We start from the raw sequence: 17,462 nt of genomic DNA, 5'->3' as shown, positions 1-17,462 counted from the left end.
TTTTATTGTTTTATTATTTTATAAATAATACCGATATTATATAGAATATATAAATATGAGCCGGATAGAAAATATAGAAAAACTTTTTATTGCCGTTACCTTTTTCACCATTATAAAATAACATAAATATTGAAGCAAATATCATCATCCATTGATAATTTTCAATAAATACAGCATACAAATCAAATCCTGAACCTAAAATTAATGATAATAAAGAAACTGCTGAGAAAATTATTACTTGAATTTTTCTATTATCTCTAAATAAATATAGTATAACGCCTAATATAACAAATACTATACCACCTTCAACTAAAATTGGATTTGGTAAAAATATCATAATGATCTTTAAAGTTATTAGAGATATATTTTGACTCGTCATAATCATAAGAGTTAATGCTGATATTATTAAAGGCAATAGCATTAATAATATATATTTTAATATAGATGCTATATTTTTAGATTTTATACTTTCTTTTAAGTTATCTATTAACATTATGTATAGTCCTGAAAGAAATAGTGTTGCAAAAATATTATTCATTAAAACTATACTTTCTTTTGGCGGAATATATTTAACAATTAAAGTATTACCAATTGCCATTAAAACTGAACCTATATATAATCTAAATAAATATTTTTTTCTATTTGAAGTATAGTGCATACCTTCTGCTAATGAAAATAAGAATATAGGTGCTACAGGTCTTCCTAAATATGAAAACCATTCTGGAGCAAATTGGAAAAACTCATGCATATGATCAAATACCATAAGAATTATACCAATTAATTTTAGTTGCGTCATATTAATACCCGTTTTGTTTATTTTTGTTGTGTTCATAGATGTTTATCCTCTCTTTTTACTTGATAAACACATTATAGGATACTAACATTAATTTATTATAAACACAACCTTAAATAAACCTTAATTAAATCATGTACTATTGCTCTTTAGGAGTTAATGCTTAAATATAAAATACCCTATAGAATAAACTTGGTTAAATTGTTTAATCTATAGGGCATATTTTATTTTGCTAATAACTCTTTTAATGCTTCATATGTAAAATCTTCTATTTCAGCACAACTTATTTTATCTTTTTTTAAATCTAAGCATAATTCTGAATTATATTTTTCTCTTATTATTTGCATTAATTCTTTAGAATATTTTGGTGATTCATTAACTTCTGAGTGGTCATTTCTTCCTTTTAAATATCCTATTATTACTACTGCTGCATTTACAGCACCGCATATACTTCCTACTCTAACACCACTGCCCATAGCACTGCCTAATGATACTGGTATATCAGCGTTAAATTCTTCATTGTATGATTTTATTATTGATTCTGCACAGTTAAATCCTTGACTGTGGAAAGTTGATGGTTTTGTCATATTATGCTCCTCTAATATATAGTAAATTGTAATTTCCTTTTCATTATATCAAATTATATAAATTTTTTATAGAGAATATTTGTTAAATTAATCCAAATATTTTTTGCATATTGTTACTGATTAATCAATATTGTTAAAATATCTTTCATCTGGTTCAAATAGTTTTTCTTTATTTCTAAAATGTCTAAACTTAGACATTTTAGAAATAAATTTTCATTCATGCTATATTTATATCTCCAATAGGTCTCTGAGTAGTTAGTGCATGGCCTGGAGAAAAAGAAAGAATTTCTGCTAAATCTTCTCTTTGTTTAGTTGTAAATTCTTGAATTGGTATTTTTATTTGTGCTAATTTTATAAATGGAGATTTATTATCATTCCATTTAATATATGCATAATTTGTTGACATTTCTTTTTCATTAGTTTGAAATTGCACTATAAAATCAAATACTGCCTCATGACTTTGTAGATGTTTTTGAATATTATTAGTCAAATATGTAGGTGTCATTTCTTTAGGAAGTTGACTTTGGTATATAGACCTTGGAACTAAACTGTACTTAACCTTTTTATCACCAAACATGTATGGTGTTGTACTAAAATATTTTATATCAAGTGGACTAGTATCGTGTTTTTGATTTTTTCTTATATTTTTTAATATTCTACAAGAAAAAGGACATTCATACACATTTATGAATGCCCTTTTTATATATTATTTTATAGATACGTTGATGTTTTCATTATCTCCATCAATAACTACAGTACATCCACTATAAATATCTCCTGCTATAATTTTCTTAGCTATCATAGTTTCTAAAGTATTGCTTATATATCTCTTTAAAGGTCTTGCTCCATAGACTGGGTCATACCCTTCTTTAGCCATTATCTCCTTAGCATTATCACTTACCTCTATTTCTATATCTTTTTCAATTAGTCTCTTTCTTAAAGCCTGCATGAATATATCAATAATCTTTTTAATACCTTCTTTATCTAATGGCTTAAACATTATAATATCATCAACTCTATTTAAAAACTCGGGTTTGAATCTGTGTTTCATTTCATTCATTACAAGGTCTTTAGTAGAATCACTTATATTTTCTCCACCTTCTAATAAATATGAACTACCAATATTTGATGTCATTATTATAAGTGTATTTTTAAAGTCTACTGTTTTACCTTTGTTGTCAGTAAGTCTTCCATCATCTAATATTTGTAAGAATAAATTGAATACATCTTCATGTGCTTTTTCTATTTCATCAAATAATATTACTGAATATGGATGTCTTCTTACTGCTTCTGTTAATTGACCTCCTTCTTCATATCCTACATATCCTGGAGGAGGTCCTATAAGTCTAGATACAGCATGTTTTTCCATGTACTCAGACATATCTATTCTTATTATATTTTCTTCGCTATCAAATAAATTGTTAGCTAAAGTTTTAGCAAGCTCTGTTTTACCAACTCCAGTAGGTCCTAGGAATATAAATGAACCAATTGGCTTTTTCTCATCCTTAAGCCCTGCACGAGCACGAATTACTGCATTTGATACAGCTGTTACTGCTTCATCTTGACCTATTACTCTTTTATGAAGCTCATCTTCTAGTTTTAATAGTTTTTCTCTTTCACCTTCTACTAATTTAGTAACAGGTATACCTGTCCATTTAGCAACAATTTGTGATATTTCACTTTCAGTAACTTCTTCTTTTAAAAGTGCATTTTCATAGCTTTCCTTAATTTTTTCTTCGTGTTCTTTTATTTGTTCTTCAAGTTTAGGAATTACCCCATACTTAACTTCGGCAGCTTTATTAAAGTCATATTCTCTTTCGTATTTTTCTACATTACCTTTTGATTCGTCAAGTTGTGTTTTTAAGTTTCTAATTTCTAGTATTTGATTCTTTTCTTTCTCGTATTTAGCGCTCATTTCATCATTTTTAGACTTAAGTTCTGCTATTTCTTTAACTAATTTATCAAGTCTTGTTTTACTTTTGTCATCATTTTCTTTAAGTAGTGCTTCTCTTTCTGTTTCTAATGTAAATAACTTTCTTCTTACCATATCTAATTCTGTAGGTAATGAATCTATTTCGCTTCTAATCATAGCACCTGCTTCGTCTATTAAATCTATTGCCTTGTCAGGTAAAAATCTATCTTGTATATATCTATTGGATAGTTTAGCTGCAGCTACAATTGCGCTATCGTGTATTCTTACACCATGATGTATTTCAAATCTTTCCTTAAGGCCTCTTAATATTGATATAGTATCACTTACACTTGGTTCCTCGGCAATAACTGGTTGGAAACGTCGCTCTAAAGCTTTGTCTTTTTCTATATATTGTCTATACTCATCAAAAGTAGTTGCGCCTATACAGTTTAATTCTCCACGAGCAAGCATTGGTTTTATTAAGTTACCAGCATCCATTGCCCCGTCAGTTTTACCAACACCAACTATTGTATGAATTTCATCTATAAATAATATTATCTTACCATCTGAACTTTGTACTTCTTTAAGTACTGCCTTTAATCTTTCTTCAAATTCTCCTCTATACTTTGCCCCGGCAATTAAAGAACCCATATCTAAAGAGAATACTATCTTATCTTTAAGACCTTCTGGTACATCTCCTCTTACAATTCTCTCTGCTAATCCTTCAACTATTGCTGTTTTACCAACACCTGGTTCCCCTATAAGTACTGGATTATTTTTAGTTCTTCTTGATAATATTCTTATAACTCTTCTTATTTCCTCGTCACGACCTATAACAGGATCTAGCTTATGCTTTTTAGCTAAGTCTACTAAATTCGTACCGAAACGTGCCAAAGCTTCATAAGTTCCTTCTGGGTCTTGAGTTTCTACCCTTTGACTTCCTCTAACTTGTGATAATGCTTTTAAGAAGTCATTTTTATTTATATTGTATTGCTTTAATATTCTACCTACAGCAGTATTAGCTTCAATGTCCATAATAGCAAGCATAACATGTTCTACACTAATATATGCGTCTTTAAATTCCTGGGAAATACTTTCAGCTTTGATTAGTACTTCATTTATTTTTCTTGTAGCTGCAACGCCTTGTGAGCTTATTCCCTCACCATGTATTTGAGGTAGTTTGTTAAGCTCTGAATTTATAGTACCTTTCAAAGCTTCTACTGATACAGTCATTTTCTCTAATATATTTGGAATAAGCCCATCTTCTTGATTTACAAGTGCGCTAAAAAGATGAATTATATCAACTTGTTGATTGTGATTTTTTACTGCGATACTATAAGCATCATTTAAGCCTTTTTGTACTCTAACAGTCATTTTTTTTATATCCATATAAAATCCCTCCATCACAGTGTATATATTTCGTTAATATTATTCTACTTAATAAGAGATTTTAAAACCTCTCCTTTTTATATTTATTAGCACTCTTGATTATTGAGTGCTAATATTTCATTAATTAAAATATATACCTATAAATATATTTTGTCAATAATTTATATATAAATTTTATTCATGCTAAATTTAGTGATTTTTTGAATTGCTATTTTATTTATTATTGGGTAACATATAATATAAGAAATTTATTATATATTTTAGGCATATGAATATGAAAGGAATATATTTATGAGCGAACCAATTATATCAGTTGAAGAAATGATAAATTATATTTATGAAAAATGTAAAGAAAATGGATACTCTATATCTCATGATATTCTAGAAGCTATATTAGATTATGAAGAAGAATTCTTAGATAGTAAAGGGTTAATAGAACTTGAAGATGATGAAGATATTTATTAAACAAAAGCCTCTAGAACTATTTCTAGAGGCTTTACTACAATCTACGTAATTATTATTCCCATAAGTCTTGTCAACTCAAGTGCTTGTACTACACTAACACTTGCACCTGATATATCATTAACACCCAATTGTATATCTTCTATATTACAAGTTGTAAAATCAATGCCCTTTAACTTAGTATTATAAAATATAGCTTTACTTAGATTTGTGCTATCAAATGCTAGTTTTTTAATTTGAAGCTCTTGAAATACAGAGCTTTGAAAATCAGATTCAATTATATTTACACCATCAAGTTTTGCATAAGCAAAATTTGAGTACTTCCCTAATGAACTATTAAATAATACATTTTTCATAGAACATTCATCAAACCTAGTTCCCATAAGTTTACAATTAATAAATTCTGTCCTATAGATGCTCCCTTTACTAAAAGATATATTAGATAAATTACAGTTTTCAAACACAACATCCATCATATCTATTTTTCTCAAATCACAGTAATCAAAAGTAACATTTCTAAATATACATTTATTAAAACTAACTCTTATATCTTCTAGTCCACTTATTGATACATTTTCTATAACTTTATTTGATAATATGTTCTCACTATGTATTTCGCCTATAACATCTTCTACTTTTTCTAAATTATCTATTATTTTAGGTCTTTGAAGTTTAATTAGTTTACTCATATTTATTACCATCCTTAATTTATACTTAAGCTTAATTTCTTTTGAATTTAGTTTTCTACATAACAATCTTATTACATATATCGAATTAATTCAAACATTTCTTCATAAATAATTTATAATCGCTTTCTAAACAAAATAACCTGCATTATATAAACTTATTAGTAATTAAAAATGACGAGCTATATTGTAGTTCGTCATTTTTTAATTACTATTATTTATTTTATTAAACTGTAATTGTTTTTGAGATAAGTTTTAAAAATTTAATTTATATCTTTTATATTTTAATGTATAACTATAGTACTACCTTCAGGTACATTGTCATAAATCCACTTCGCACTACTTGTGGCTAACCTTATACATCCATGACTTATAGCTACACCTAATCTATCATCTTTTATATAAAGATTTTTGGGATCATATAGTATTGAGTGATAATAATACTCGCCTGTTATATTAGTAGCATATCTTGCTGAAGAATTCTCAGTTCCTATAGCTTCATATTTTTGACCTACTGCAAATACACCTTTTATCGTAGGGGTTGAAGGCTTTCCAACTGTGGTGCTATATTTGTATAGCATTTCCCATACGTTATTATTTTTTTCATATACATAGGTAAATTTCTCTTCGATAGAGGTAATTAGTAGATAATTTGTTGGACTTTTAATATTATTATCGTTTACGAACTCAGTCATATTAACATTAAATTTTTTATAATTTAATGAATTATTATCTCTTAGCTTCTTAATTATTTTCATATTAAAATCCTTTCTTTTTTTAATTTTGAATGACCATATATTCTTATTTATGAATAGCTGACTTATAAAGTGATAATTTGAAATATAGAGAAGTGTATGCATTTTTTTATGTAAGTAACCAAATTTATTGTTCTTTAATACCTTAATATTAGCTATAAAATTAGGGGGTGTCATCGTGCTACAATCTTTACTTCTAGTATTTTCATTATGTATTGATACTTTTGTAGCCAGTATTGCTTATGGAACAGATAAAATAAAAATACCTTTTTCATCTGCTCTCATTATAAATGCAGTGTGTTCATCATTCTTAGCATTTTCATTATTTCTAGGCTCTGTATTTAAGGATTTTCTGTCTCCAAGTGTATCATCTGCAATGAGTTTTTCTTTATTATTTATACTTGGAGTTTATAGACTATTTGAATCTTTTTCAAAAACCTATATTGAAAAATTTTCACATTCAGATATTCCATTAACTTTTAAACTTTTTGATTTTAGGTTTGTTCTTCAGATATATGCCAATGAAACTAAGGCTGATTACGACAAGTCTAAAATACTTACTAGTAAAGAGGCTTTTTATTTAGCCGTTGCACTTTCGCTAGATAGTTTAGCAGTAGGATTTGGTAGTAGCTTAGGAAGTGTGCAGTATGTAGAAGTAATTTGTCTTTCATTAATTATTGGTATATCTGCATTACTCTTAGGTTCATATTTAGGAAGTAGATTTGCTCAAAAGGTAGATATAAATTTATCCTGGCTTTCTGGAGCTATTCTTATAGGATTAGCCCTAATGAGATACTTATAGTGAAATAGGTGGATACTCTTCACCTATTTTTCAATTATAATGGATATAATAATTGCGTATAATGGATATAATAATTACGAAGAAATTTTAGCTATATTTAAATTCTAGAAAGTATATATAGGTTTGTTTTAAATTGTAATAGTATATATTAAATTGTAATAGTATATAAAGGAGAAAAACATATGATAAATAAATTAACTTATGAAATAAGTAAAATACTTATAGATAATGATTATATAGAAATCATAGTTAAAGACAAAAAAAGTAATAAGAAAGTAGATATTCAATTTGCTTGTATAAAATTTAGATACATACCGAAAGAAGATAAAAGCTATTTAAACTTTACTGATGCTAAAACAAGTACAGGATTTGAACTTGCTGAGAGTGATATAAATGAAGTTATTATTGATAATAATTCATTAACTATAGAAACAGATGATAAAACCTATTATTGTTATGAAGAGGTAGGTATAATGCCATAAATTGATTGTCTTGAACCATTATCATCTACTAAACCTCCACCTTTTAATCTGTACTATACTTCAAAATCATTTTTAATATTTAAAAGTATTTTATTTCTACTAGGTATTTTAATTCATTACAATTGTGACTTTTATCCTAAGTATAAAAAAAGCCTACGTATTAACTTAGGCTTTTTTTATACTTAAATTTTGAATCTACATCCTCAGATATTTATAAAAATTATTTAAAGTTTTTTAATAAATTAGCCATTTCTATAGCTGTTACAGCTGCATCATAACCTTTATTACCTGATTTAGTTCCAGCTCTTTCTATAGCTTGCTCTATTGTATCAGTAGTTAATATTCCAAATATAACTGGTAATTCTGTGTTTAATGATACTGCCCCTATACCTTTAGATGTTTCTGCACATACATAGTCAAAGTGTGGAGTTGAACCCTTTATAACTGCACCTAAACATATAACAGCATCATACTTTTTACTATTAGCCATTTTCTTTGCCACTAATGGAATTTCAAATGCACCAGGTACCCAAGCAACTTCTATACTATCTTCATCTACTCCATGTCTTTTTAATCCATCTATTGCTCCACCTAATAATTTTGAAACTATAAATTCATTAAATCTTCCTACTACTATTCCTACCCTTATATCCTTAGCTACTAAATTTCCTTCTATTATTCTCATTTTAATTTCCTCCCAATTTTTATATTAATTTTTAATTTTTATTTTATAACTCTATTTTAGTATTTTAACATATGTGCTAATTTCTCTTGTTTTGTTCTTAAATAAGATTCATTTACATCATTGTGATTCATTTGAATAGGAACTCTATTTACTATTTCAATATCATAATCTGATAATCCGTTAATTTTTTTAGGATTATTTGTCATTAATTTAAGCTTCTTTGCTCCTAAGTCTTTAAGTATTTGAGCACCTATAGAATACTCTCTCATATCTGCTGCAAATCCTAATTTAATATTCGCTTCTACTGTGTCTAGACCTTCATCTTGAAGAGCATATGCTTTTAACTTATTGATTAGGCCTATTCCTCTTCCTTCTTGCCTCATGTAAAGAAGTATTCCTCTTCCTTCTTGTGCTATCTTTTTCATAGCTGCATCATATTGTTCACCACAGTCACATCTTTTAGATCCTAGTGCATCACCAGTTAAACACTCTGAGTGAACTCTAGTTAATACAGGTTCATCTTCATATATATCTCCTTTTACTAAAGCTACATGATGTTCACCATTAAGCTTATTAATGAATCCATACATTTTAAAATCTCCGTATTTTGTTGGCATATTTGTTTCAACAACTCTTTCAACAAGCTTTTCAGTTTTTTTTCTGTAATCAACTAAATCTGCTATAGTGATAATTTTTAAGTTATGAATCTTTGCAAATTCCATTAACTCTGGGGTTCTAGACATTTCTCCATCTTCACCCATTATTTCACAGATAACTCCTGCAGGCTTTAATCCTGCTAGTTTTGGTAAATCTACCCCAGCTTCAGTATGACCTATTCTTGTTAAAACTCCACCTTCTCTTGCTTCTAGTGGGAATATATGTCCTGGTCTTCTAAAATACTCTGGCTTTGCATCATCTTCTATAGCTTTTTGTATTGTTAAAGCCCTTTCATAAGCTGATATCCCTGTAGTAGTATCTACATGGTCAATACTTACTGTAAAAGCTGTTTGATGATTATCTGTATTGTTTTGTACCATTGGATTTAGACTTAATTTACTTACTATTTGTGATTCCATAGGCATACATATAAGCCCTCTACCATACTTAGCCATGAAATTTATAGTTTCTGTAGTTACTTTCTCAGCCGCCATTAGTAAATCGCCTTCATTTTCTCTATCTGGATCATCCACTACTATAACTATTTTACCTTCCCTTATATCTTCAATTGCTTCTTCAATGCTATTAAATTTAAACATAATCTTTTTCTCCTTTCTTAACTATTTATATATTAATAAAATCTCTTTGCTCTAGAAAAATCCATTTGCTTTAAGGAAATCTTCACTTATTGAACTACTTTTAGATTTTTCCTGTTTATTGCCTAATCCTAAAAGTTTCTCTACATATTTGCCTATCATATCGCATTCTATATTTACACTTTCTCCTACTACTTTAGTAAATAAAATAGTTTTTTCTAGAGTATGTGGAATTATTGATACTTTGAATGTTTCATCATCTACATAAGCTACTGTTAAACTTATTCCATCTATTGCAACAGAACCTTTGTAAATAATGTATCTTAATACATCAGATGATGTTTTTATAGTTACCCAAGTTGCATTGTCTTCTTTGACTAAGGATACTATCTGACCTACTCCATCAATGTGCCCACTAACTATATGCCCCCCTAGCCTAGTTTCAAGACTTAATGCTCTTTCTAAGTTTACTTTGCTTTCAATTTTTAATTTGCCTAAATTACTTTTTCTAAGAGTTTCTGCCATAACATCTGCCTCAAAGCTATTTGAATGTATATTAGTTACCGTTAAACATACTCCATTTGTACAAATACTGTCCCCTAGCTTAGTTTTATCTAAAACCTTACTTCCTCTGATTGTAAGTTTTGATGACTTGTCTCCATTTTTAATTCCTTCAATGCTACCTATTTCCTCAACTATACCTGTAAACATTTTTCTTTTTCACTCCCTTCAAAGTAACCTTCAATCAAGATGTCTTCTCCTATAGTTTTTAAAATCATATCCTTAATCCTAAAAGCATCTTGCAAAGAATCTATTCCCATTCCACCTATAGGAGTTTTTGAATTATCTCCTCCAATTAACTTTGGTGCAATGTATACTTGTATCTTATCAACTACATTTTGCTTTAGTGCTGAGAAATTTAATGTAGATCCACCTTCTAATAAGATACTATCTATTTTTAGTTCTCCTAACTTCACCATCATATCTTGTAAATCTACCCTTTTATCTTTTAGCTTAGCTATTATTACCTCTACCCCCTTGATTTCTAACTCTTTAATAATGCATTTTTCAGCTTTTTCAGTAGTTACTATAATAGTTCTAGCTTTATTTATATCCTTTATCACTTTTGAATCTAATGGAATTCTAAAATTACTATCTACTATTATTCTTATTGGATTTTTACCATTTTCTAATCTACAAGTTAATTCTGGATCATCTTTAATTATAGTATTTACTCCAACTAAAATTCCCATAAGCTCATTTCTTAACTTATGAACTTCTTTTCTAGATTTTTCACTACTTATCCATTTTGACTCACCTGTTCTAGTTGCTATTTTTCCATCTAGAGACATTGCTGATTTCATAACTACAAAAGGCTTTTTACTTACTATATATTTCATAAATACTTCATTTAACTTCTTATTTTCTTCATCTAAAACGCCTACTACAACTTTAATGCCTGCATCTATAAGTTTCTCTACTCCAGTTCCTGCTACTAAAGGATTTGGGTCAAGTGAGGCTATGACAACCTTTACTATTTTACTTTCTATTATTTTATCTACACAAGGAGGTGTTTTGCCAAAGTGAGAACAAGGTTCTAATGTTACATACATAGTTGCTCCCTCTGCATCTTCTGTTATACTATTTAAAGCATTTACCTCTGCATGACTTTGCCCATATTCCTCATGATATCCCTTACCTATTATTTGGCCATTCTTTACAATAACTGCTCCTACCATAGGATTTGGATTAACTCTGCCTTTCCCCTTTTTAGCTAATTCAAGTGCTAAGTTCATATAAACTTCTTCCACCTTAAAACCTCCCTTCTTTTAGTTTTTTTATATAAAATGAAAACCCTAAGTAAAATAACTCAGGGTTTTGGTATTTAAATATAATCTAAGTAACATTAATAAATACATTTAATTAAAAAAGCTCTGAAATATAAAATATTCCAGAGCATATCAATCAAATATAGGTATTCCATGTAACCTTACATCACTATATTTTTATATTATCTTCTTTCATCCAGACTTTACTGTCGGCTTCGGAATTTCACCGAATCAGCCATTAAGGCTCGCGGGCTTTACCGCCGGTAGGGAATTTCACCCTGCCCTGAAGATTTATTAAGTTTTATAATTATATAATACTTCTTCTATTTATAGTTTGTCAATATATTTTATAAATTTATATGTTTTAAAGTACATGCTTACAAATCAAAACACATTGCGTATAATATTTCAAGTCCATCTATACCGTTGTTAGCATAGTTTTTATCCTATTTAGAGATTTATATATATGAAATTTATGGTTAATGTATTTTCTTATTTAAAATATATATATCTATTTAATTTTTTAATAATAATAGGCTGCCGACTCGTTGACAACGTTTTCAAGCTATGCTACCATAAATTATAATACTATATTTTTACTAAATGGGGGATTTAATATGTTTATAAGTGTTATAGGTGTTCCTACTTTTTATGGGTGCGATAAAGATGGACCTCAGTTTGGGCCAAAAAAACTGAGAGAAAAAAATATTATTGAAGTTATAAAGAAACATAATCACAAAGTTTATGATTTAGGAGAGATATGTATTGATTCAGTTGATGAAAAAGATAAATTTTCATTTGACAATAATATGAAATATTCTAAAGCTATTTTACAAACTAATACGAATTTAGCACATGCTACTTACACTACTTTAAAAGCTAACTCATTTGCTTTTATACTAGGTGGTGATCACTCTATTGGGATGGGAAGTATAGCTGGTGCAAGTAGATTCCACAAAAACATAGGTGTAATTTGGTTTGATGCACATGGAGATTTAAATACCCCTCAATCATCAGATTCTAAAAATGTCCATGGAATGCCCTTAGCCTCTTCAATTGGATATGGTGATAAAAAGTTTGTAAATACATATTTTGATGGAATAAAGGTAAAGGAAGAAAATGTATTTCATATAGGTGGACGCGATTTAGATGATGGTGAGATAAATTTAATAAAAAATACTAAAATAAATGCTTATACTCCTGATAATATAAGGCGTAATGGTATAGATTCTATTGTAAATGATATATTAAGTAAAGCTAGAAAATCAAACATAGATGCTTTTCATCTAAGCTTTGATTTAGACTTTATTGACGCTAAATATGTACCTGGAACAGGTACTAGAGTGGATGACGGGTTTACAGTTGAAGAATCTAAAGAATTCTTATCAAAGTTAGCTTCATCTGGTTTAATTAAGTCTATGGATTTGGTAGAGTTAAATCCACTATTAGATGTAGATGATACTACCTCTGATATAGCTATAGAACTTACAGATACAGTATTTGAATATATGAAATTTTAAAAGCAATATGTTAAATCAATACCTTTAATAAATTTTTTATTCTTGCTACTAATAACTTAGGATTCTTAAATTGTCTAATCTCCATTTCTTATTTATTGCCTGCATACTATTGTTATTGTAACATATTTTACCATTTATTAAAGTTTGTATCTTAACTGAATGTATTGCCATAAAATCACTTTTACTATAAAAAATAACCCAGAATTTAATTCTGGGCTCTAGGAATTTATTTGAATTGTATCTTTATGGCGATTATTTATTATGCCAAGTAAGTACTGGCACTTTTGCTGCTCTAGCTTCATCTACTCTTTTTACTATAGTCTTATGTGGAGCAGTTTTTAAAACTTCTGGGTTTTCTTTAGCTTCTTTTGCTATTTTTATCATTGCATCTACAAATTTATCTAAAGTTTCTAAGTTTTCAGTTTCTGTTGGCTCTATCATAATTGCTTCTTTTATTATAAGTGGGAAGTAAACTGTTGGTGGATGATATCCATAATCTAATAATCTTTTGGCTATATCCATAGTCTTTACATCACTTAATCCCTTTGAAATTCCTCTTAATACAAATTCATGTTTACACACTGTATCTATTGGTAAGTAGTAATATTCTTTTAATTTTTCTTTTAAATAGTTAGCATTTAAAACTGCCACCTGACTTGCTTCTTTTAGCCCTTCTTTACCCATAGTAAGTATATAAGTATACGCTTTTACTAGTACTCCAAAGTTTCCGTAAAAGTTCTTTATCTTTCCTATAGAGTTTGGCTTATCATAATTTAATATATAATTATTATTTTTCTTTTCAACTATTGGAACAGGTAAAAATGGAATTAGCTCTTTTTTAACTCCTACTGGACCACTTCCAGGCCCTCCTCCTCCATGAGGAGTTGAAAATGTCTTATGAAGATTTAAATGAACTACATCAAATCCCATATCTCCCGGTCTAGTTATACCCATTATTGCATTCATATTTGCACCATCATAATATAAAAGTCCTCCAGCATTGTGAACAAGCTCTGCTATTTCTTTTATATTTTTTTCAAATAATCCAAGTGTACTTGGATTTGTAAGCATAAGTGCTGCTACTTCATCATCTAATACACTTTTTAATTTTTCAATATCTACTGCACCATTTTTATCTGACTCCACTTGAACTATTTTAAAATTAGCCATAGCTGCACTTGCGGGATTTGTTCCATGTGAAGAATCTGGAACTATTATTTTAGTTCTTTTGAAATCTCCTTTACTTTCATGATATGCTTTTATCATCATAAGTCCTGTAAATTCTCCATGTGACCCTGCTGATGGTTGAAGTGTCACCTCATCCATTCCTGTTATTTCACAAAACATTTTTGATAAATCATACATTAATTTTAATGAACCTTGAGCTGTTTTTTGTGGTTGATAAGGATGAATTTCAGTAAAATTTAAATTACTTGCCATGTCTTCATTTATTTTTGGATTGTATTTCATAGTACATGATCCTAAAGGATAAAAACCTGTATCTACGCCAAAGTTTTTATTTGATAATAATGTATAATGTCTTGCTATATCTAATTCACTTACCTCAGGTAAATTTAATTGTGATTTTCTCATATATTTTTCTTCTATCATATCTTTTATTTCTGTGCCATCTATATCAAGCTTTGGAAGCGAATAAGATTTTCTACCTTTTTTAGATATTTCCATTAATGTGCTATTATAATCTTTCATTATATACCCTCCATAACTTCAACTAACTTATCTATATCTTCTTTACTTCTTTTTTCAGTTACACAAAGTAACACTGTATTTTTTAGATCAGGATAATCATTTTCTAATTTATATCCACCTAAAATGTTATTTTCTAAAAGTACATCGTTTACTGTATCTATATTTTCAGGGGATGATATTATAAACTCTTTAAAGAATTTACCTTTAAATGTTGGCTTATATTTACCACTTTCAATTAACTTATTGTAAGTATAGTGAGCCTTTTTCATACTTTGATAGCAAACTTCTTTAAATCCTTCTTTGCCCATAACCGCCATATATATAGAAGCAGTAAGTGCATTTAATGCTTGATTGGAGCATATATTAGAAGTTGCTTTTTCTCTTCTTACATGTTGTTCTCTAGTTTGAAGTGTTAATACATAAGCTCTTTTACCATCACTATCTATAGTTTCTCCAACTATTCTTCCTGGTATTTTTCTTATATATTTTGATTTTGTTGCCATAAATCCTACATATGGTCCTCCAAAATTCAAAGGATTACCCAATGCTTGTGCTTCTCCAACAACTATATCAGCCCCTATTTCTCCAGGAGTTTTTAAAACACCTAAAGATATTGGATCTACACTCATAATAAGCATTGCTTTATTTTCATGAACTATTTTTTCTATTTCATCCATATCTTCAATTATTCCAAAGAAGTTAGGATTTTGTATAAGAACACAAGCAGTGTCTTTTCCTACACTTTCTTTTAATTTATTTATATCTGTAATTCCATATTCATTACAAAAATCTACTTCTACTATTTCATATTGATTATATTGCATATATGTTTGTAATACTTTTTTTGTTTCTGGATGAACAGTTTTAGATATTACTACTTTTTTTCTTTTAGTTTGACCTACAGCCATTATACAGCTTTCTACTGCTGCAGTAGCACCATCATACATAGACGCATTTGCTATTTCCATACCTGTTAATTCTGCTATCATTGATTGAAATTCAAATATTACTTGTAGAGTTCCTTGACTTATTTCCGCTTGGTATGGTGTATATGCTGTATAAAATTCACTTCTTGAAGTTATGTGTTTAATAATTGATGGGATATAATGATCATATGCTCCAGCTCCAAGGAAACACGTTAATTTTTCTAAACTAATATTTTGATTTGCTAAGTACTTAATTTTATTGCATACTTCTATTTCTGATTTTGAAGTTTCAAGGTTTAATTCTCTATTTAATCTTAAATCTTCTGGAATATCTAAAAATAAATCTTCTATTGAATTTACACCTATGGTTTCTAACATTTGTTTTTTATCTTCATTTGTTGTTGGTATATATGAGAATTGATTTATATCTACAGTATGATTTTTAGAATTACTATTTAATTTATTTTCCAAATCTTTTTTATATTGTTTTTTATAAAATGGTTTATTTATAATTTTAGCTTTTACTACTTTTTTTCTAATAGCTATATCTATTTCTGTATTTTCATATTTAGAATCAATAATTGCAAGACCTATAATTTTATTTAAAGTAGGTGATGAGCATCCTGTTGTTACAAATCCTATAACTTCATCATTTACTTTTACATTGTACCCATGTCTTGGTATACCCTTTCCTACCATTTCAAATCCAACTAATTTTCTTTTTGAACCTTGCTCTTTTTGGTCAACTAAAGATTGTCTACCTATAAAATTATCTTTGTTAAGTTTAACAAAATATGAAAGTCCTCCTTCAAGTGGTGATATACTTTCATTTATTTCATTTCCATAAAGAGGTAAACACGCTTCAAATCTTAAAGTATCCCTCGCTCCAAGTCCTATTGGTTTTATATCTTCTTTACCTACTTTTAGTATTTCATTCCATATATTTATTGCATATTCATTTTTACAGCATATTTCAAATCCATCTTCTCCTGTATATCCTGTTCTTGAAATTATACATGGTTTGTTACATATTCTTATATCTGATTTAAAATTAAAAAATTTAATTTCACTTAAATCTTCATCTGTAAGTTTTTGAAGTATTTCTTCTGACTTAGGTCCTTGAATTGCTAATTGTGATATTTCCTGTGATATATTATTTATATTAACTTCATACCCTTCACTATTTTTTTGTATCCAATTTATATCTTTATCAATATTTCCTGCATTTATGACTAATAAGAATTTTTCTTCATTAAACTTGTAAACTAATAAATCATCTACTACTCCACCATTTTCATAGCACATTGGGGTATATATGACTTCATTGTCTCTTAGGTTACTTATATCATTTGTTATTAAATTTTGTATAAATGTACGAGCTTCTTTACCTTCTATTGAAATTTCTCCCATATGAGATACATCAAACAGCCCTGCACTATTTCTCACAACCTCATGTTCTTTAATCATGCCTTCATATTCTAAAGGCATTTCCCATCCACAAAATTCAAAAAGCTTTGAACTCATTTCTTTATGAACATCATATAAAATTGTTCTTTTTAATTCACTCATATATACCCCTCCATATACGATAATCTTGTATTTTTTTATTAAAAAAGAGGATATATAGGCACGATAAATAATCGTTACCCATATATCCTCTGTTTATAGACC

The 17,462-nt window shown here is 28.3% G+C and carries 16 protein-coding genes and 1 riboswitch; of the genes, 4 read left to right on the top strand and 12 right to left on the bottom strand.

Going from position 1 to position 17,462, the window contains the following annotated elements; genetic code table 11:
- Positions 1 to 13 precede the first annotated feature (13 nt).
- The 4 genes from AC11VW_RS09660 to clpB form a co-directional block, all read right to left on the bottom strand.
- Complete coding sequence (locus AC11VW_RS09660; RefSeq protein WP_484301204.1) at positions 14 to 832, bottom strand: TraX family protein; 819 nt, start codon at positions 830 to 832, stop codon at positions 14 to 16.
- 185 nt (positions 833 to 1,017) lie between these two features.
- Positions 1,018 to 1,380, bottom strand: a complete 363-nt coding sequence (locus AC11VW_RS09655; protein WP_484301203.1) for a C-GCAxxG-C-C family (seleno)protein — start codon at positions 1,378 to 1,380, stop codon at positions 1,018 to 1,020.
- Between the two features lie 217 nt (positions 1,381 to 1,597).
- Positions 1,598 to 2,062, bottom strand: coding sequence for a catalase family protein (locus tag AC11VW_RS09650; protein WP_484301202.1), 465 nt, complete (start codon positions 2,060 to 2,062; stop codon positions 1,598 to 1,600).
- Between the two features lie 24 nt (positions 2,063 to 2,086).
- Positions 2,087 to 4,681, bottom strand: coding sequence for an ATP-dependent chaperone ClpB (gene clpB, locus AC11VW_RS09645; protein ID WP_484301201.1), 2,595 nt, complete (start codon positions 4,679 to 4,681; stop codon positions 2,087 to 2,089).
- A gap of 291 nt (positions 4,682 to 4,972) precedes the next feature.
- Between clpB and AC11VW_RS09640 the strand changes: the two genes are divergently transcribed.
- On the top strand, positions 4,973 to 5,146 hold the full coding sequence (locus AC11VW_RS09640; protein WP_484301200.1) for a hypothetical protein: 174 nt from the start codon (positions 4,973 to 4,975) through the stop codon (positions 5,144 to 5,146).
- A 41-nt stretch (positions 5,147 to 5,187) separates the two neighbouring features.
- Here AC11VW_RS09640 and AC11VW_RS09635 read toward each other — a convergent pair whose 3' ends face one another.
- Positions 5,188 to 5,832: a pentapeptide repeat-containing protein gene (locus AC11VW_RS09635; protein ID WP_484301199.1), complete on the bottom strand. Its 645-nt coding sequence runs from the start codon at positions 5,830 to 5,832 to the stop codon at positions 5,188 to 5,190.
- A gap of 281 nt (positions 5,833 to 6,113) precedes the next feature.
- Positions 6,114 to 6,587, bottom strand: a complete 474-nt coding sequence (locus AC11VW_RS09630) for a L,D-transpeptidase (protein ID WP_484301198.1) — start codon at positions 6,585 to 6,587, stop codon at positions 6,114 to 6,116.
- 175 nt (positions 6,588 to 6,762) lie between these two features.
- Here AC11VW_RS09630 and ytaF point away from each other — a divergent pair, with 175 nt between their 5' ends.
- Positions 6,763 to 7,386, top strand: coding sequence for a sporulation membrane protein YtaF (gene ytaF, locus AC11VW_RS09625; protein WP_484301197.1), 624 nt, complete (start codon positions 6,763 to 6,765; stop codon positions 7,384 to 7,386).
- 182 nt (positions 7,387 to 7,568) lie between these two features.
- The gene (locus tag AC11VW_RS09620; protein ID WP_484301196.1) at positions 7,569 to 7,868 is read left to right on the top strand and encodes a hypothetical protein; all 300 of its coding nucleotides are present in this window, start codon (positions 7,569 to 7,571) and stop codon (positions 7,866 to 7,868) included.
- Positions 7,869 to 8,088: 220 nt separating this feature from the next.
- On the opposite strand, the gene ribH is transcribed toward AC11VW_RS09620, so the two are convergent.
- From ribH to ribD, 4 genes are read right to left on the bottom strand one after another with little or no spacing between them, the layout of a single operon-like run.
- Positions 8,089 to 8,553, bottom strand: a complete 465-nt coding sequence (gene ribH / locus AC11VW_RS09615; protein ID WP_484301195.1) for a 6,7-dimethyl-8-ribityllumazine synthase — start codon at positions 8,551 to 8,553, stop codon at positions 8,089 to 8,091.
- 56 nt (positions 8,554 to 8,609) lie between these two features.
- Complete coding sequence (locus AC11VW_RS09610) at positions 8,610 to 9,809, bottom strand: bifunctional 3,4-dihydroxy-2-butanone-4-phosphate synthase/GTP cyclohydrolase II (protein ID WP_484301194.1); 1,200 nt, start codon at positions 9,807 to 9,809, stop codon at positions 8,610 to 8,612.
- Positions 9,810 to 9,860: 51 nt separating this feature from the next.
- The gene (locus AC11VW_RS09605) at positions 9,861 to 10,517 is read right to left on the bottom strand and encodes a riboflavin synthase (protein ID WP_484301193.1); all 657 of its coding nucleotides are present in this window, start codon (positions 10,515 to 10,517) and stop codon (positions 9,861 to 9,863) included.
- Positions 10,502 to 11,617: a bifunctional diaminohydroxyphosphoribosylaminopyrimidine deaminase/5-amino-6-(5-phosphoribosylamino)uracil reductase RibD gene (gene ribD / locus AC11VW_RS09600; protein WP_484301192.1), complete on the bottom strand. Its 1,116-nt coding sequence runs from the start codon at positions 11,615 to 11,617 to the stop codon at positions 10,502 to 10,504. Before ribD ends, AC11VW_RS09605 begins: the two co-directional genes overlap by 16 nt.
- Before the next feature lie 198 nt (positions 11,618 to 11,815).
- A riboswitch (FMN riboswitch) is annotated at positions 11,816 to 11,930 on the bottom strand.
- Positions 11,931 to 12,252: 322 nt separating this feature from the next.
- Between ribD and rocF the strand changes: the two genes are divergently transcribed.
- Complete coding sequence (rocF, locus tag AC11VW_RS09595; protein ID WP_484301191.1) at positions 12,253 to 13,155, top strand: arginase; 903 nt, start codon at positions 12,253 to 12,255, stop codon at positions 13,153 to 13,155.
- Positions 13,156 to 13,407: 252 nt separating this feature from the next.
- On the opposite strand, the gene gcvPB is transcribed toward rocF, so the two are convergent.
- A complete protein-coding gene (gcvPB, locus tag AC11VW_RS09590) occupies positions 13,408 to 14,865 on the bottom strand; it encodes an aminomethyl-transferring glycine dehydrogenase subunit GcvPB (RefSeq protein WP_484301190.1) in 1,458 nt (485 codons plus the stop codon).
- The gene (gene gcvPA / locus AC11VW_RS09585) at positions 14,865 to 17,360 is read right to left on the bottom strand and encodes an aminomethyl-transferring glycine dehydrogenase subunit GcvPA (protein ID WP_484301189.1); all 2,496 of its coding nucleotides are present in this window, start codon (positions 17,358 to 17,360) and stop codon (positions 14,865 to 14,867) included. The genes gcvPB and gcvPA overlap by 1 nt, the downstream gene beginning before the upstream one ends.
- Between the last annotated feature and the right edge of the window lie 102 nt (positions 17,361 to 17,462).

The organism is Romboutsia sp. (assembly GCF_056995035.1).
Note: the sequence above shows the minus strand (reverse complement) of the source record. Positions and strands in the feature narration are given on the sequence as shown.

What these genes read in the sequence shown, in the direction of transcription:
- AC11VW_RS09630 (WP_484301198.1), bottom strand. Translation starts at nt 6,587, where the DNA reads ATGAAAATAATTAAGAAGCTAAGAGATAATAATTCATTAAATTATAAA.
- AC11VW_RS09640 (WP_484301200.1), top strand. Translation starts at nt 4,973, where the DNA reads ATGAGCGAACCAATTATATCAGTTGAAGAAATGATAAATTATATTTAT.
- AC11VW_RS09655 (WP_484301203.1), bottom strand. Translation starts at nt 1,380, where the DNA reads ATGACAAAACCATCAACTTTCCACAGTCAAGGATTTAACTGTGCAGAA.
- rocF (WP_484301191.1), top strand. Translation starts at nt 12,253, where the DNA reads ATGTTTATAAGTGTTATAGGTGTTCCTACTTTTTATGGGTGCGATAAA.
- gcvPB (WP_484301190.1), bottom strand. Translation starts at nt 14,865, where the DNA reads ATGAAAGATTATAATAGCACATTAATGGAAATATCTAAAAAAGGTAGA.
- ribH (WP_484301195.1), bottom strand. Translation starts at nt 8,553, where the DNA reads ATGAGAATAATAGAAGGAAATTTAGTAGCTAAGGATATAAGGGTAGGA.
- AC11VW_RS09610 (WP_484301194.1), bottom strand. Translation starts at nt 9,809, where the DNA reads ATGTTTAAATTTAATAGCATTGAAGAAGCAATTGAAGATATAAGGGAA.
- AC11VW_RS09635 (WP_484301199.1), bottom strand. Translation starts at nt 5,832, where the DNA reads ATGAGTAAACTAATTAAACTTCAAAGACCTAAAATAATAGATAATTTA.
- clpB (WP_484301201.1), bottom strand. Translation starts at nt 4,681, where the DNA reads ATGGATATAAAAAAAATGACTGTTAGAGTACAAAAAGGCTTAAATGAT.
- gcvPA (WP_484301189.1), bottom strand. Translation starts at nt 17,360, where the DNA reads ATGAGTGAATTAAAAAGAACAATTTTATATGATGTTCATAAAGAAATG.
- AC11VW_RS09605 (WP_484301193.1), bottom strand. Translation starts at nt 10,517, where the DNA reads ATGTTTACAGGTATAGTTGAGGAAATAGGTAGCATTGAAGGAATTAAA.
- AC11VW_RS09620 (WP_484301196.1), top strand. Translation starts at nt 7,569, where the DNA reads ATGATAAATAAATTAACTTATGAAATAAGTAAAATACTTATAGATAAT.
- AC11VW_RS09660 (WP_484301204.1), bottom strand. Translation starts at nt 832, where the DNA reads ATGAACACAACAAAAATAAACAAAACGGGTATTAATATGACGCAACTA.